Below are 15,089 nucleotides of genomic sequence, written 5' to 3'. Positions count from 1 at the left end.
TCAGCCCCGGCGGATGGAAATCGGGGGTACCGGTGGGGCGTTCGGGCTGCTAGACCGGGGTGCATGGGTGTCTTGGGGTTGGTCGAGCCGGATGCCGAGGGTGTGCGGCCCTCGGTTCGCCGTGGGGTGCAGGAGCGGCGGTTGCGGGGGTTGGTGGGGCGGTTGTTGGCGGCTGGTGGGGTGCAGGCCGGGCGGTTGCGGGGGGTGGGGGTTGGGGACGCGGCCGATGTTTCGTTGGACGTGTTGGGTCGGTTGCCGTTCGTGACCAAGCAGGACCTCTGGGAGAATTACCCGGACGGGTTTCAGGTTGACGATCGGATCGTCTGCATCCACGGCTCGTCCGGCACCGGTGGGCGGCCCACGTTGATCTCCTACACCGCCCACGACGTCGACGTCTGGGCGTCGGTCATGGCTCGGGCGCTGGGCGGGGCCGGTGCGACCTCGCGCAGTCGGATCCACAACGCGTACGGGTATGGGCTGTTCACGGGTGGGCTCGGGGTGCATCACGGTGGGATGCGGCTCGGGGCGACTGTCATCCCGTTGTCGGGTGGGATGACCGAGCGGCAGGTTCGGTTGATCGCCGACCTGCGCCCCGACGTCCTGTGCTGCACGCCTTCCTACGCCGTGCACCTCGGTGAAGCGTTGCGGCACAACGGGGTTGAGCCGTCGTTCCGGGTCGGGGTGTTCGGGGCCGAGCCGTGGACCGACGGAATGCGGGAGCAGCTCCGGTCGTTGCTCGGGTTGACGGCACTGGACATCTACGGGCTGTCCGAGATCATCGGCCCCGGGGTGGCGTGTGAATCCCTTGATTCACAAGGGATGTTGAACGTCGCCGAGGACCACTTCCTGGTCGAGGCGATCGACGAGCAGGGCAACGCCGTCCCCGACGGCACGCCGGGCGAGCTGGTCTTCACCACGCTCACCAAGACCGGGATGCCGTTGCTGCGCTACCGCTCCGGCGACGTGGCGACGCTGGCAGGCCCCGTCGAGGGCAGCCCGCGCACGCTGCGCCGGATGAGCAAGGTCCTGGGACGCCGGGACGACATGCTCGTCGTGCGCGGCGTCAACGTGTTCCCCACCGAGATCGAGAGCGTGGTCCTGGCCGACCCTCGGGTGGGCCCGCACTACCTGATCGTGGAGGACCGCCGCGCACGCCCGGAGCTGTGGGTGGTGGTCGAGGGCTCGTCGGACGGGAGGCTCGCGGACGACCTGACCGGCGCGTTGCGCGAACGGCTCGGCCTGACCTGCAAGGTCGTGGTCGCGCCGGACGGGACCGTGCCGCGCACGGAGACCGGGAAAGCACGACGGTTGGCCCGTTGGGACGAGGGCCAACCGCCGGTCGCCGGTTTGTCCTAGGGGACCTACTTGACCAGGTTGGTCAGCCAGTCGTTGTCGCCGAAGTCGACCGGCTGGTCGTCCTTGGCGACGGTGGGCGTGCCCTTGAAGTACGACGTGGCGCGCGCCTTGTCCAATTCGGACTGCGCGTCGGCGACGTGCGTGTCGTTGTCGACGCAGGTCTTGAACGACGGGTCGGAGATGCCCAGGTCGTTGCCGAGCTGCACGAGCTGCTGCTTGGTGTAGCCGGGGCCGCCCTCGTCGGGCTGCTTGGCGAACAGCGACTCGTGGTACTGCCAGAACTTGTCCTGGTCGGCGGCGCACAGCGCGGCGTTGGCCGCGTCGCGGGAGTACCCCTCGGGGGCGGACATCCGGATCAGGAACGGCAGCGCGTGGTAGCGGACCCGCAGCGTGCCCTTCTCGATCTCGTCCTTGATCTGCGCGCCGTAGATCTTCTTGAACTGGCCGCAGGCCGGGCAGAGGAAGTCCTCGTAGATGTCGATGGTGGCCTTCGCGGTGTCCTGACCGACCACCACGACGCCGCCCTCGCGCTTGATCGGCGCGGACACGCCGGCGAGGTTGTCCGGCGGGGTGAGCGTGTCGCCGGAGGAACCGGACTTGGACCAGATGACGCCGCCGACCACAACCAGCGCGAGCACGACGACGACCACGACGCCGATGATCACCTTGGTCTGGTCGCCCTTGGCGCCCCGTGCCGCGGCCACCGCCTTCGCGGCCTGCTGCTCCTGCTTCTTCTTCCGAGCGTTGCGCTCAGCGCCACCCACGTCGTCGATCCCTTCGCCTCACCTGCCGCCGCAGGCTACCGAGAGATGCTGAGCGGAACCTGAGTGCTCACGCATCCGGTTGACGCGGCCGGCCCGCGAGCCGCTCGCCGGTGGGCACCTCGGGGCCTTCGTCCAGGCGCCCGGACTCGTTCGCGACGACCTCCGCGACGTGCGCCGACGGCTCGCGCGGCAGGGTCTCCGGCGCGAACGCCCAGACCACCAGGGCGATGATCATGATTACGCCCGTAAGTGTGAAGGCCGCGCCGTAGGACACGTGGTCGACCAGCACGCCGGCCAGCAGCGGCCCGATGATGGCGCCGCAGTCGGCGACCATCTGGAACGCCGCGAGCACCGGGCCGCCCTTGGCCTTGGTCCCGATGACGTCGGCCACCACGGCGTTCTGCGGCGGGTTGAGCAGGCCCGCGCCGATGCCGGCGACCAGCGACGCGGCCATGAACCACGGCACGCCGGTGGTGAACCCGAGCCAGATCGTGCCGACCGCCGACACGGCCAGCCCGGACATCGCCATCGGCTTGCGGCCGATGGTGTCCGACAGCTTGCCGGAGATCATCAGCACCGCCGCGTTGCCGAGCGCGAACACCGACAGCGAGATGCCGGCCAGCGCGGGGCTGCCGTTCAGCGCCTCCACCACGAACAGCGGCACCAGCGAGATCCGGACGCCGAACACGGCCCAGCCGTTCGCGAACCCGGACGCCAGCGCCGCGCGGTAGGCGGGTGACCCGAGGGCCTGGCCGACCGAGAGCGTGGTCTGCTCGACGTTGGGGTCCAGCGCGGCCAGCGTCGAGCGGCGCAGGAACCACCAGACGACGGCCGCGGCGAGCACCAGGGCGGCGGCGTAGGTGACGAACGGCACGCGGATGGAGATCTCGGCGAGGGCCGCGCCGATGATCGGACCGGCGATGTTGCCCAGCAGGAAGCCGGTCGCCCACAGCCCGGAGGCCCGGCCGCGCATCGGCGCGGGCGTGATCCGGATGAGCAGGCCGACCGCGGCGACCGTGAACATGGTGGAGCCGACGCCCGCGAACGAGCGGAAGACCAGCAGCTGCCAGTAGGCGGTGGCGAACCCGCACGCGGCGGTGCCCAGGGCCACGATGAGGATGCCGACGACGTAGGTCCGGGTCTCCCCGAACCGGCTGACCAGCCGTCCGCTGACGGGCGCGAACAGCAGCCTGACCAGGGCGAACGCGCTGACGATGGCGGAGACGGCGAAGGTGCCGACGTCGAAGCTCTTGGCGTAGGCGGGCAGCACCGGCGCGACGATGCCGAAGCCGATGGCGATGATGAAGCTGGCCACGACCAGCACCCACACCTCGCCGGGCAGCCGGGGTCCGGACCGCACGTCGTTCCCCAGCACAGTGCCCTCCGCTCTCTGTTAGCTGTGCTAAGGATATGCCGAACGGTCCTCGAAAACTCAATCCAAGAGCTCGTCAACTCTGCGTGCATAGGCCGTTACGGGATACCCGGTTTCGAACCCGCACGCCTCCGCGAACCGCTCCCCCGCGCCTCCTTCGGCGACGTGCGCGGCGACCAGCAACGCGCCCAGGTCACGCACGGCGGCCGCCACGCCGTGCACCAGCGCCGTCCCGACGCCACGCCGCCGCCGCGCGGGCCGCACCACCACGTGCTCGACCAGCCCGACCCCTCGTTCGGCGAACCCGGACGCGAACCCGGCGAGCCGCTCCCCGTCGTCCACCACCACGAACACGCACCGCGCGTCGTCCATCCGCTGCCCCAGGTGCCGGGCCAGCCGACGCGGCTCCGCGCCCAGGTCGTCGGCGAGCAACGCGGCCAGGCCGGGCAGGTCCGCATCCACCGCCACACGCACGCCCGGCCCACCACTCGGCGCACCCGCTCCGCGGTGCACCCCATCCGAGGACACCGGCCCGCGGTGCACCCCACCGGAGGACACCGACCCGCGGTGCACCCCATCTGAGGACACCGACCCGCGGTGCACGATCGCCAGCGACTCCTCCACGGCGTACCAGCCGGCGTCGTCGGCGATGCCCTCGATCTCGGCGACCGTCGTCGGCGAGGCGTAGACCACGGCCTCCGCCCGCCCGACGTCGGCAAACGTTTGCTCCAGCCGCATCAGCGTGCCCGCGACCTCGGCGGAGGACCCGTAGACCGCGCACGCGTGGTTGCCCAGCGGCAGCGGGTTGTCCCGGTTGACCACGACCTGGGCACAGCCGACCCGCCCGACCTTGCCGTAGCGGACCGCGCCGGAGGCCAGCCGCGCCGCCTCCACCAGGGTGGCCAGCTCGCGGGCCCGGTAGGGGTCGAGCAGCTCGGGGTCGTCGGGGTCGCGCAGCGGATCAACCACCTGGTCAGCCTCGCACGTCCCGGCCCTTCCAGGTCGCCTCGCCGCGCAGCGCCCGCCACGCCGCGTCGAGCATCAGCACGCCGAACGCCACCGATGCCAGCGGCCCCAGCACGGCCGCCGCGACGGGCTGCCGCGAGCGCCGCAGGTACACCCAGTTCGCCACCGAGTGCGCCAGCCACGCCGCCAGTCCGCGCTTCGAGCCGCGTGCCGCCGTGACGACCGGGACCAGCCCGTACAGGACCTGCGCCACGCCCGACGCGCCCAGCACGAGGGACGTCGACACCGGCCCGCCGGTGAACTCGGAGATGCCCGCGACCACGCTCTTGCGCACCGACCGGTACGTCTCGCCGTACGTCGCCATCCCGCCCGTGGCCAGCGAGTCCGACCCGTCCACGTACCGCGTCCGCCCGCCCGAGTCGCGGATCAGGGTGGCGAAGCCCACGTCGTCCGCGCGCGAGCCGGCGATCGCCCGCCAGCCGCCCGACTGGTCGTAGGCCGTGCGGCTGACCAGGATGCAGTGCCCGACGGCGAGCGCCCGCCCGCGCGAGCCGTCGATGGACGTGCCTTCGAACAGCAGCATGTTGGTGGGCGGCAGCAGCAGCCACCACCCGGCGTTCGCGGTGGTCGAGCGCCCGGCGGTGGACACCAGGTCGACGTCGTCCCGGACGGCCGCCGCCAGCATCCGCCGGACCAGGTCGGGCGCGGCCTCGGTGTCGGCGTCGACGAAGACCAGCCAGTCCGACTCGGTCCGCTCCACGCCCAGGTACAGCGCGTGCACCTTGCCCGCCCACCCGGACGGCGGCCCGTCGCTGAGCACCAGCTCGACCCTCGGGTCTTCGGCGGCGTGCCGCCGCACGAGGTCGGCGGTGCCGTCGTCGGACGCGTCGTCCACGACGACGATCCGCAGCCCCTGGTAGTCCTGTTCGCGCAGCCCGTCCAGGCAGCGGTCGATGTTCGCCGCCTCATTGCGCGCGGGCACGACGACGGTCACCGTGCCGCCGTCGACGCCCACCTCCGGCAGCCCTCGCACCTGCTGCCACGTCCGCACCGTCCACGCCGTCCGGGCGGCCACCACCGCCGCGCCGAGGACTCCCCATTTCCCCATGGCCCCACATTGGCACACTGGCCTCCGTGGAGCTGCCGATCACCGGGGTCTTGGACGAGCTGGTCCGCACGCTGTCCGCGCACGGCTCGACGGTCCTGGTCGCCCCGCCCGGGACCGGCAAGACGACCCTCGTGCCGCTCGCGCTGGAGGGTCGCGTGGTGGTCGCCGAGCCCCGGCGGATCGCGGCCCGCGCCGCCGCCGGGCGGATGGCGAGCCTGCTCGGCGAACCGGTCGGCCGGACGGTGGGCTACGCGGTGCGCGGCGACCGCCGGACGTCGAAGGACACCCGGATCGAGGTGGTCACCTCGGGTCTGCTGGTCCGCAGGCTGCAACACGACCCCGAGCTGACCGGCGTGGGCACGGTCCTGCTGGACGAGTGCCACGAGCGGCACCTCGACGCCGACCTGCTGCTGGCCCTGCTCCTGGACGCCCGCGCGGTGCTCCGCCCGGACCTGCGCCTGCTGGCGACCTCCGCGACCGTGGCCGCCGACCGCCTGGCGGCGCTGCTCGGGGACGCGCCGGTCATCCGCGTCGAGGCGCGCACCCACCCGGTGGGCACCACGTACCTGCCGCCGCTGCGCAGGGAGCGCGTCGAAGCCCAGGTGGTCAGGGCCACCCGCCGAGCGCTGTCCGAAGTGGACGGTGACGTGCTGGTGTTCCTGCCGGGCGTGGCGGAGATCCGGCGCTGCGCCGCGATGCTCACCGACGTGGACGTGATCGAGCTGCACGGCCGCCTGGCCTCGGCGACCCAGGACGCGGCGCTGCGGCCGGGCCCGCGCCGCCGGGTCGTGCTGGCGACCTCGATCGCCGAGTCCAGCCTGACCGTGCCGGGGGTGCGGGCGGTGGTCGACTCGGGGCTGTCCCGGGTGCCCCGGGTGGACCACCGGCGCGGGCTGGCGGGCCTGGCCACCGTCCGGGTCAGCGCCGCGGTGGCCGACCAGCGCGCCGGGCGGGCCGGTCGGGAGGCGCCCGGCCACGTCTACCGCTGCTGGCCCGAGCACGAGCACAGCACGCTCCCGCGCTACCCGGACCCCGAGATCCGCACCGCCGATCTCACCCGGCTGGCGCTGGAGCTGGCCTGCTGGGGCACCCCGTCGGGCGAGGGCCTCGACTGGTGGGACGCCCCGCCCAAGGGCGCGCTCGACGTCGCCCACACCACGTTGAGGGCGCTGGGGGCGCTCGACCGGGGGATCACCGACCGGGGCCGGCGGATGGCCGACCTGGGGCTGCACCCGAGGCTGGCCCGCGCCCTGCTGGACGGCGCGAAGCTGGTCGGCCCGAGGACCGCCGCCGAGGTGGTCGTGCTGCTCGACAACGACCGCGCAGCGGAGGGCGTGGAGCTCAAGGCGGGCCAGGCCGATCCGCGGGAGGTGAGCCGGCTGGCCAAGCTGGTGGACGGCCGGGAGCGCCCCTCCCCCGACGCGCAGGCGCTCGTCGTCGCGCTCGCCCACCCCGAGCGGCTGGCCCGCCGGCGGTCCCCCGGCTCCCCGCTCTACCTGATGGCCGGCGGTACCGCCGCCGAGCTGCCGCCCGGTTCGCTGTCCGACGCGGAGTGGCTGGCGGTGGCCGTGGCGGATCGGGAGCCGGGGCGCGCGCACGGCCGCATCCGGCTGGCCGCCCGCGCCTCGGAGGAGCTGGCCCGGCAGGCCGCGCCGGCCCTGCTGGTCGAGGAGGACGACATCGGCTGGGACGGTGACGTGGTCGCCGAGCGCAAGCTCAAGCTGGGCGCGATCACGTTGTCCGCCAAGCCGTTGCGCACCCCGGAGGCGACCCGGGCGGCGCTGCTGGCCGGTCTGCGGGCGGAGGGCGTGGGCCTGCTGCGCTGGGACCAGGACGGCCTGCGCACCCGGGAGCGGATGGCGTTCCTGCACCGCGTGCTCGGCGACCCGTGGCCGGAGCCCGACGACGAGGCGCTGCTCGCCGTGGTCGACCTGGGCACTGCCCGCAGGCGCGCCGACCTGGCCAGGATCAGCGGCGAGCAGGTGACCCGCCGGTTGCTCCCGTGGCCCGCGGCGGGGCGGTTCGACGACCTCGCGCCGGACCGGATCCAGGTCCCGTCCGGTTCCCGGATCCGGGTGGACTACTCGGGGCACGACCCGGTCCTGGCGGTGAAGGTGCAGGAGGTGTTCGGCTGGACCGACACCCCGAGGGTCGCCGACGGCCGGGTCCCGGTCGTGCTGCACCTGCTGACGCCCGCGGGCCGCCCGACGGCCGTGACGGGCGACCTGGCGTCGTTCTGGCGGACCGGCTACCCGAAGGTGCGCTCCGAACTGCGCGGCCGCTACCCGAAGCACCGGTGGCCCGAGGACCCGATGGCCGCTCCACCGGCGCGGCGCTGAACGCCAAGAACAACTCTTCACGCCAGGACGCCCTCAACGGGTCGGCCGCCGTCGCCGGCTTCCTGACCACCGGACGCACCGAAGCCGCTCAGCACATCCCCGCGATCGTCGGCAGCGGCTACGAGCGGCGGTCGCCTGACGCCTGGGCGAGTCCGGACGCGCCAGTTCCCGCGTGAAGACCGCTGGGAACGACGACGGGCGCTCACCCGATCGGTGAGCGCCCGCTGTCACTGTGGAGGTGCCGGGAATCGAACCCGGGTCCTCTGCCGGCTCATCAAGGCTTCTCCGTGCGCAGTCAGCTACGTCTCTGCTCGGCCCCGGCGATCACGCTGACAAGTCGCTGTGACAGGCCCAGTCACTGTGGGTGTCCCTGCCGTTCCCCGTGACCGGGAACGGAGGTGAGCCTCCTTGCTGATGCCAGCATCCGGAGCGGAGGCTCCTCCGGGCTGACAGCTCACTCTCCTGGCTGCTTAGGCAGCGAGGGAGTAAGCGGCCTGGTCGTTAGACTCGGCGCTTATTGGTTTGCGATGACGCTTGCGGTGGTCTCTCGCCTGCACCGGCACGCTTCCCTTGAATCAACGCACAAAGTCGAAACCGTTCACCCCCTGGTCGGGTCCTGCGTCCACCCAGCATAACGTGTCCGGGCCCGGTCCTCATTCCCAATAAGCTCGGGTAGGGCTGGCCCCACCTCCCGGACGCCGGTCGACCTGATGGTTCCGGCACCCCCCGAGGGGTGATGCTGATCCGGTACATCGGGCGTGAAGGTGGGGAACATGACTGCGCGGGCCAACCCGGACATCGCACGGACCAGCGGGTACTTCCTGCTGAACCTGGCCACCGGACTCTTCTGGTTCTGCCTGCTGGTGCCGCTGCTCGCGGTCAGCCTGGGCACCATGGTGATCTGGGTCGGCTTCCCGCTGCTGGCGCTGACACTGGTCCTGGCGCGCGGCGCGGCGAGCCTGGAGCGGTCCTGGCTGCGGGTGATGCTCGACGTCGACGTCCGCCGGCCCTACCGGCCGATCCCGGAGGGCAACCTGTTCGTCCGGGCCAGGGCGATGATGACCGACCCGGCCACCTGGCGGGACTTCGCCTACTGGCTGATCATGCTCCCGCTGGGCCTGGTCGAGTTCGCCATGGTGGTGGCGCTGTGGCCGGCCGTGCTGTCGCTGACGTTCTTCCCGCTGTTCTGGCAGTGGCTGCCGCGCAACTTCGAGGTCTCGCTGGGCAACTCGGTGTGGCTGGTCGACTCCTTCGCCAAGGCCCTCCCGGTCACCGTCCTGGGCATCCTGCTCGGCCTGCTGGTCCTGCCGCTGGTCAAGGCCACCGGCCGGGGGCACGCGGCACTCGCGCAGGGCCTGCTGGGGCCGTCGCGCACGAGCTTCCTGGAAGCCGAGACCGACCGCCTGTCGGCCAGCCGCGCCCGCGGCGTGGAAGCCGCCGAGGCCGAGCGCCGGCGCATCGAGCGCGACCTGCACGACGGCGCGCAGCAGCGCCTGGTGGCCGTCGCGATGGGCCTGGGCCGCGCCCGCGGCAAGATGGAGTCCGACCCCGAGGCCGCCGCCGCGCTGATCGCCGAGGCGCACGCCGACGCCAAGCTGGCCATCTCCGAGCTGCGCGACCTGGCCCGGGGCATCTACCCGAGCGTGCTGGGCGACCGCGGCCTGGACCCGGCCCTGTCGTCGCTGGCCGCCAAGTGCCCCATCCCGGTCGACGTGACGGTGGACGTCGAGCCGCGCCCGCCCACAGCCGTGGAGAGCGCCGCCTACTTCACCGTGGCCGAGGCGCTGACCAACATCGCCAAGCACGCCGGCGCGACGCGGGCCGCGGTCGACGTCAGCCGCACCGAGAACTCCGTGGTCGTGGAGATCACCGACAACGGTCACGGCGGCGCGCAGATCCGTCCGGGAGGAGGGCTCGCGGGCTTGGCGGACCGGGCTGCGACCATTGACGGCGTGGTCGTGGTGGTCAGTCCCGTCGGGGGACCGACCGTGATCCGGACGGAGCTGCCGTGCGCGTGGTGATCGCCGAGGACTCGGTGCTGCTCAGAGTGGGTGTGGAGCGCCTGCTCGCGGACGAGGGCATCGACACGGTGGCGGCCGTGGAGGACGGCGAGGCCCTGCTGGCCGCCGTCGAGGAGCACCGCCCGGACCTGGCGATCGTGGACGTCCGGATGCCGCCGAGCTTCACCGACGAGGGCCTGCGGGCCGCCATCGAGGCCCGCCGCCGGGTGCCGAACCTCCCGGTCCTGGTCCTGTCCCAGTACGTGGAGGAGCGCTACGCCGTGGAGCTGCTCGCGGGCGGTGCGAGCGGGGTCGGCTACCTGCTCAAGGAACGCGTGGCGGACGTCTCGGAGTTCGTGGCGGCGGTGCGCCGGGTGGCCGAGGGCGGCACCAGCATCGACCACGAGGTCATCACCCAGCTGATGGTCCGCAGCAAGCGCAACCCGGTCGACTCGCTGACCCAGCGCGAGCGCGAGGTGCTCGGCCTGATGGCGCAGGGCCTGTCCAACGCCGCCATCGCCAAGTCCCTGGTCGTCTCCGACGGCGCGGTGGAGAAGCACGTCGGCAACATCTTCGCCAAGCTCGGCCTGGAGCCCAGCAACTCCGAGCACCGCCGCGTCCGCGCCGTGCTCGCCTTCCTCAACCTGGGCTGACCCGCGGCACCCGGCCCCGTGCGGGCCACACCAGGGGCCCGCACGGCCCGCTCCACTTCGGCCACGCCCTACCTCAGCGACGACCCTTCAGCGCACGGCCGTACGCCTTCTGGATGTCGCGCTGGGCGTCCCGCTTGGCGATGTCCTGCCGCTTGTCGTAGGCCTTCTTGCCGCGGGCCAGCGCCAGCTCGACCTTGACGTAACCGTCCTTGAAGTACATCTGCAGCGGGATCAGCGACAGACCGCTCTCCTTGGTCTTGCCGATCAGCCGCTCGATCTCCTTGCGGTGCAGCAGCAGCTTGCGCTTGCGCCGGACCTCGTGGTTGGTCCACGTGCCCGCCACGTACTCCGGGATGTGCAGGGCGTGCAGCCACACCTCGCCGTCGTCGACCTGGCCGAAGGCGTCCACCAGGGACGCCCGGCCCATGCGCAGGCTCTTGACCTCCGTGCCGACGAGGACGACACCCGCTTCGAAGGTGTCGAGGATGGTGTAGTCGTGCCGAGCCTTGCGGTTCGACGCGATCACCTTCTGACCGCGCTCCTTGACCATGCCGAAAACCTTACGTGAACCCGCCAGCCGTTTTCCGTTACAGCCGGACGTAGAGGCGCAGTGTCACGTACCCGGTCAACGCCGAGATGAAGACCGCCACGCCCAGCAGCACCGGCGAGATGATCACCACGTCCAGCAGCCCCATCGGTGGCAGGATCTGGGAACTGAACAGGTCACCGGAGACCCGGGACGCACCCCACACCATCAACGCCAACCCGCCCACGCCGACGATCGCGCCGATGACGCCGGCCACCACCGCCTCGATGAGGAACGGCAGCTGCGTGTACCACCGCGTCGCGCCCACCAGGCGCATGATGCCGACCTCGGTGCGCCGGGTGAACGCCGAGACCTGGATCGTGTTCGAGATCAGCAGCAGCGCCGCCAACGCCTGCACCAGCGCGAGCCCCAGCACGATGTTGCGCAGCCCGTTGAACACGTCCAGCAGCCGGCTGAGGAACTCGCCCTGGTCGTTGACCGCCTTCACGCCCGCCTTGCCGGTGAACGCCTGCACGATCACGCTCGCCCGCGCCGGGTCCTCCAGCTTGACCCGGAACGTGGCCGGGATGGCCTCCGGGCGGGCCAGCTTCACCAGCTCCGGCTGCGCCTCGAAGATCTGCCGGAACCGCTCGTAGCCCTTCTCGCGGTTCTCGTAGACCACCGAGTCGACCCCGGAGGTGGCCTCCAGGTCGCTGCGCAGGCTCGCGCACGGCTGCTGCGCGCAGTCCTTGTCGTTCGCGCTGACGTCGTTGGTCAGCAGGACCGAGACTTCCAGCTTGCTCTGGTAGTTGTCCTGCATCTTGTCGACCATGCGGACGATGAGCAGGGCACCGCCGAGCAGGCCGAGCGAGATCGCGGTCGTGAGGATCATCGCGATGGTCATCGTGACGTTCCGGCGCAGGCCGGTGACGACCTCGCTGAACACGAAGCTGGTACGCATCGGGGGGAACGTTCCTCAGGGTCGGGGGATGAGGGGGGTGTCTTAGCGGCCCACGCCGTAGACGCCCCGCGCGTCGTCGCGGATGATCCGGCCGTGGTCGAGTTCGACCACCCGGCGGCGCATCGAGTCGACGATGTTGTGGTCGTGGGTGGCCATCAGCACGGTCGTGCCGGTGCGGTTGATCCGCTCCAGCAGCAGCATGATGTCCTGGCTGGTGTCGGGGTCCAGGTTTCCGGTCGGCTCGTCGGCCAGCAGCACCAGCGGCCGGTTGACGAACGCGCGGGCGATCGCCACCCGCTGCTGCTCGCCGCCGGAGAGCTCGTGCGGCATCCGGTCGGCCTTGCCGTCGAGGCCCACGAGCTGCAGCACCTCGGGCACCACCTTGACGATGGTGTTGCGCGGCTTGCCGATGACCTCCAGCGCGAACGCGACGTTCTCGGCCACCGTCTTGTTCGTGAGCAGGCGGAAGTCCTGGAACACGCAGCCGATGGACTGGCGCAGGCGGGGGACCCGGCGCCGGGACATCTTGGCCACGTCGAAGTTCGACACGTACACGCGGCCCTTGCTCGGGACTTCCTCCCGGAGCAGGAGCCGCAGGAACGTGGATTTGCCGGACCCCGAGGGTCCGATCAGGAACACGAACTCACCCTTGTCCATCTCGACCGAGACATTGTCGAGCGCGGGGCGCGTGGAGGTCTTGTAGACCTTGGACACGTGTTCGAGTCGAATCACGACGGGGGAGTCTACCCGTGGCCTCGGTAAAGCCTTCGTCTCGCCCGGCGAAACCCGTCGAAGCGAAGGCTTGACCGATCACGAGGAACTAGCCCTGCTGCTTGCGCCACCGGATGCCGGCTTCCAGGAAGTCGTCGATCTCGCCGTCGAGCACCGCCGACGGGTTGCCCACCTCGTGCTCGGTGCGCAGGTCCTTGACCATCTGGTACGGGTGCAGCACGTAGGAGCGCATCTGGTTGCCCCAGCTGGACCCGGAGTCCTTGAGGGCGTCCATCCTGGCCTGCTCCTCCTGCCGCTGGCGCTCCAGCAGCTTCGCCTGCAGGACCGCCATCGCGGTGGCCTTGTTCTGCAGCTGGGAGCGCTCGTTCTGGCAGGAGACCACGATGCCGGTCGGGATGTGGGTCAGCCGCACCGCCGAGTCGGTCGTGTTGACGCCCTGGCCGCCGGGACCCGACGAGCGGTAGACGTCGACCCGCAGGTCCTTCTCGTCGATGTCGACGTGGTCGGTCTGCTCGACCACCGGCACCACCTCGACGCCCGCGAACGACGTCTGCCGGCGGCCCTGGTTGTCGAACGGCGAGATGCGCACCAGCCGGTGCGTGCCCTGCTCGACGCTCAGCGTGCCGTACGCGTAGGGGGCGGTGATGCGGAACGTCGCGGACTTGATGCCCGCCTCTTCGGCGTAAGAGGTGTCGAAGACGTCCACGGGGTAGCCGTGGCGTTCGGCCCAGCGCGAGTACATCCGCAGCAGCATCTCGGCGAAGTCCGCCGCGTCGATGCCGCCGGCCTCGGCGCGGATGGTGACCAGCGCGTTGCGCTCGTCGTACTCGCCGGACAGCAGCGTGCGGACCTCCAGCGAGGAGATCTCGTCGCGCAGCTTGCGGTGCTCGGTGTCGGCCTCGGCGAGGCTGCCCTCGTCACCCTCGTCCTCGGCCAGCTCGTAGAGCACCGAGAGGTCGTCGAGGCGGTCGCGCAGCGCGACGACGCGGCGCAGCTCGCCCTGCTTGTGCGAGAGCTGGCTGGTGACCCGCTGGGCCTGCTCCTGGTCGTCCCACAGGTCCGGCCGGGCGGCGGCCTCCTCCAGCTCCGCGACCTGGGCGCGCAGCGAAGCGAGGTCCATCACCGCCTCGATGCTCGCGAGCGTGGCGGAGAGGTCCTTGATGTCTGCTTCGACGTCCGGGTTCACGGCAGAAGATTACGCCAGGACCGGTCGCGGAGTGCGACCGGTCGGCGCTTCCTCAGGCCGTGGGGATGGCGTCCAGCAGCTTGAGCACCGCCTTGGCGTGCGCCAGCGCGAACTCGGCGACCGCCTTGGCGTAGGCGTCCTCCGCGGTCTTCACCGCGGTCTTGGCGGCCTCCTGGTCGGCGCCGTAACTGGCCCGTGCCGCGTCCACCAGCGTCTGGCGCTGCTTGGCGGTCAACGAGCCGGCGTGCACCAACCGGAGGATCAACGGGCTGCGCAGGTGATCGGGGCCCGGCTCGGACAGCAGCCAGTTCTTGAAGGCCTTCTTGCCGGCGGCCGTCAGGACGTACTGCTGGCTGGAGCGTGGGCCCTGCTTTCCGAGGCGCAGCAGACCCGCGTCAGCCAACGCGGGCAGCTCGCGGTAGACCTGGCTGCGGGTGACGCTGAAGAACGCACCGAAGCGTTCCCCGGCCTCAGCCACGAGCTGGCCACCGGTCTTGGGTCCGTCGTGCAGCAGCCCGAGCAGGGCGGCGGCAGTCGCGTTCAGGTCCGACACGACACCAACGGTGCCACTTCCGGGTGCGGCTGTCCACAATGGTCAGCCGTTCTGTCCACTGTGGCTGATCACGGCCTAGCGCGGCTGGGCCATGCGGAGCAACGAGAAGCTTCGTTCCGTGACCGGAAGCTGATCAACGCCACGCTTTCGGCCGCTTGACCGCGAGTGTCCACCTCACCTGGAAACGCATTGCCCCGCAACGGAAACCGCACTTTTGCGTTCACCCGAACGGCCACCGGGGGTGACTGGCCGCTCTGTTGCTCTTGTTCCACGCCCCGTCGCTTAGCACAACACGGTGATATGCCCCCTCTGGTCTGGCGGATACGACCAGTGCTGGGATCATCACTCCACGTAGGCGGCTTCTCTGGAGGTGTGCGGTGGGCATCAAGTGGATGGACGCCAAGGTCGTCAAGAGCGCCAGGGCGTGGGCCAGCGGCTCGCTCCCCGAACAAGCGGGCAAGGACGAGTGCATGGTGTGCGGCAAGCAGATCCGCCGGCACCGCACGGTCTCCGGCGAGGGCCGGGTCTGCTCCCTGGTCTGCGCCCAGTACTGGGCGGAGAACATGACCTGAG

At 71.3% G+C, this 15,089-nt stretch carries 15 protein-coding genes and 1 other RNA gene; 6 read left to right on the top strand and 10 right to left on the bottom strand.

The window, feature by feature from the left end; all coding sequences use genetic code 11:
• Window positions 1–261: 261 nt before the first annotated feature.
• Window positions 262–1,356, top strand: a complete 1,095-nt coding sequence (locus BN6_RS05125; RefSeq protein WP_158509344.1) for a phenylacetate--CoA ligase family protein — start codon at window positions 262–264, stop codon at window positions 1,354–1,356.
• 5 nt (window positions 1,357–1,361) lie between these two features.
• Here BN6_RS05125 and BN6_RS05120 read toward each other — a convergent pair whose 3' ends face one another.
• The 4 genes from BN6_RS05120 to BN6_RS05105 form a co-directional block, all read right to left on the bottom strand.
• Entirely contained in the window at window positions 1,362–2,120 is a 759-nt protein-coding gene (locus BN6_RS05120) for a DsbA family protein (RefSeq protein WP_015098477.1), read from the bottom strand.
• Window positions 2,121–2,187: 67 nt separating this feature from the next.
• Window positions 2,188–3,495, bottom strand: a complete 1,308-nt coding sequence (locus tag BN6_RS05115; RefSeq protein WP_015098476.1) for an MFS transporter — start codon at window positions 3,493–3,495, stop codon at window positions 2,188–2,190.
• Between the two features lie 57 nt (window positions 3,496–3,552).
• Window positions 3,553–4,461, bottom strand: a complete 909-nt coding sequence (locus tag BN6_RS05110; RefSeq protein ID WP_015098475.1) for a GNAT family N-acetyltransferase — start codon at window positions 4,459–4,461, stop codon at window positions 3,553–3,555.
• Between the two features lie 4 nt (window positions 4,462–4,465).
• On the bottom strand, window positions 4,466–5,566 hold the full coding sequence (locus BN6_RS05105) for a glycosyltransferase (RefSeq protein WP_015098474.1): 1,101 nt from the start codon (window positions 5,564–5,566) through the stop codon (window positions 4,466–4,468).
• 17 nt (window positions 5,567–5,583) lie between these two features.
• On the opposite strand from BN6_RS05105, the gene hrpB reads away from it, so the two are divergent.
• Together hrpB and BN6_RS05095 are read left to right on the top strand one after the other, a co-directional pair.
• Window positions 5,584–7,905, top strand: coding sequence for an ATP-dependent helicase HrpB (gene hrpB, locus BN6_RS05100; protein WP_041311984.1), 2,322 nt, complete (start codon window positions 5,584–5,586; stop codon window positions 7,903–7,905).
• Window positions 7,863–8,081, top strand: coding sequence for a hypothetical protein (locus BN6_RS05095; RefSeq protein ID WP_015098472.1), 219 nt, complete (start codon window positions 7,863–7,865; stop codon window positions 8,079–8,081). The genes hrpB and BN6_RS05095 overlap by 43 nt, the downstream gene beginning before the upstream one ends.
• A 54-nt stretch (window positions 8,082–8,135) precedes the next feature.
• Here BN6_RS05095 and ssrA read toward each other — a convergent pair.
• Window positions 8,136–8,511, bottom strand: a transfer-messenger RNA (tmRNA) gene (gene ssrA, locus BN6_RS42890).
• Window positions 8,512–8,678: 167 nt separating this feature from the next.
• Here ssrA and BN6_RS05090 point away from each other — a divergent pair.
• Entirely contained in the window at window positions 8,679–9,926 is a 1,248-nt protein-coding gene (locus tag BN6_RS05090; RefSeq protein WP_015098471.1) for a sensor histidine kinase, read from the top strand.
• Window positions 9,914–10,558, top strand: a complete 645-nt coding sequence (locus BN6_RS05085; RefSeq protein WP_015098470.1) for a response regulator transcription factor — start codon at window positions 9,914–9,916, stop codon at window positions 10,556–10,558. Before BN6_RS05090 ends, BN6_RS05085 begins: the two co-directional genes overlap by 13 nt.
• Before the next feature lie 73 nt (window positions 10,559–10,631).
• Here BN6_RS05085 and smpB read toward each other — a convergent pair whose 3' ends face one another.
• The 5 genes from smpB to BN6_RS05060 all read right to left on the bottom strand — a co-directional run bounded on the left by smpB (window position 10,632) and on the right by BN6_RS05060 (window position 14,516).
• A complete protein-coding gene (gene smpB, locus BN6_RS05080) occupies window positions 10,632–11,108 on the bottom strand; it encodes an SsrA-binding protein SmpB (RefSeq protein ID WP_015098469.1) in 477 nt (158 codons plus the stop codon).
• A gap of 37 nt (window positions 11,109–11,145) precedes the next feature.
• Window positions 11,146–12,045, bottom strand: coding sequence for a permease-like cell division protein FtsX (gene ftsX, locus BN6_RS05075; RefSeq protein WP_015098468.1), 900 nt, complete (start codon window positions 12,043–12,045; stop codon window positions 11,146–11,148).
• Between the two features lie 42 nt (window positions 12,046–12,087).
• Complete coding sequence (gene ftsE, locus BN6_RS05070) at window positions 12,088–12,777, bottom strand: cell division ATP-binding protein FtsE (protein WP_015098467.1); 690 nt, start codon at window positions 12,775–12,777, stop codon at window positions 12,088–12,090.
• Window positions 12,778–12,865: 88 nt separating this feature from the next.
• On the bottom strand, window positions 12,866–13,963 hold the full coding sequence (gene prfB / locus BN6_RS05065) for a peptide chain release factor 2 (protein WP_015098466.1): 1,098 nt from the start codon (window positions 13,961–13,963) through the stop codon (window positions 12,866–12,868).
• Between the two features lie 52 nt (window positions 13,964–14,015).
• The gene (locus tag BN6_RS05060) at window positions 14,016–14,516 is read right to left on the bottom strand and encodes a PadR family transcriptional regulator (protein ID WP_041311981.1); all 501 of its coding nucleotides are present in this window, start codon (window positions 14,514–14,516) and stop codon (window positions 14,016–14,018) included.
• 377 nt (window positions 14,517–14,893) lie between these two features.
• Between BN6_RS05060 and BN6_RS05055 the strand changes: the two genes are divergently transcribed.
• Window positions 14,894–15,088, top strand: a complete 195-nt coding sequence (locus tag BN6_RS05055; RefSeq protein ID WP_015098464.1) for a hypothetical protein — start codon at window positions 14,894–14,896, stop codon at window positions 15,086–15,088.
• Window position 15,089: the final 1 nt, after the last annotated feature.

Source organism: Saccharothrix espanaensis DSM 44229 (assembly GCF_000328705.1).
Taxonomy (GTDB): Bacteria; Actinomycetota; Actinomycetes; order Mycobacteriales; family Pseudonocardiaceae; genus Actinosynnema; species Actinosynnema espanaense.
Note: the sequence above shows the minus strand (reverse complement) of the source record. Positions and strands in the feature narration are given on the sequence as shown.

Excerpts from the sequence above, each read along its gene's own strand:
- BN6_RS05105 (WP_015098474.1), bottom strand. The coding sequence starts at position 5,566 with ATGGGGAAATGGGGAGTCCTCGGCGCGGCGGTGGTGGCCGCCCGGACG.
- BN6_RS05090 (WP_015098471.1), top strand. The coding sequence starts at position 8,679 with ATGACTGCGCGGGCCAACCCGGACATCGCACGGACCAGCGGGTACTTC.
- smpB (WP_015098469.1), bottom strand. The coding sequence starts at position 11,108 with ATGGTCAAGGAGCGCGGTCAGAAGGTGATCGCGTCGAACCGCAAGGCT.
- ftsX (WP_015098468.1), bottom strand. The coding sequence starts at position 12,045 with ATGCGTACCAGCTTCGTGTTCAGCGAGGTCGTCACCGGCCTGCGCCGG.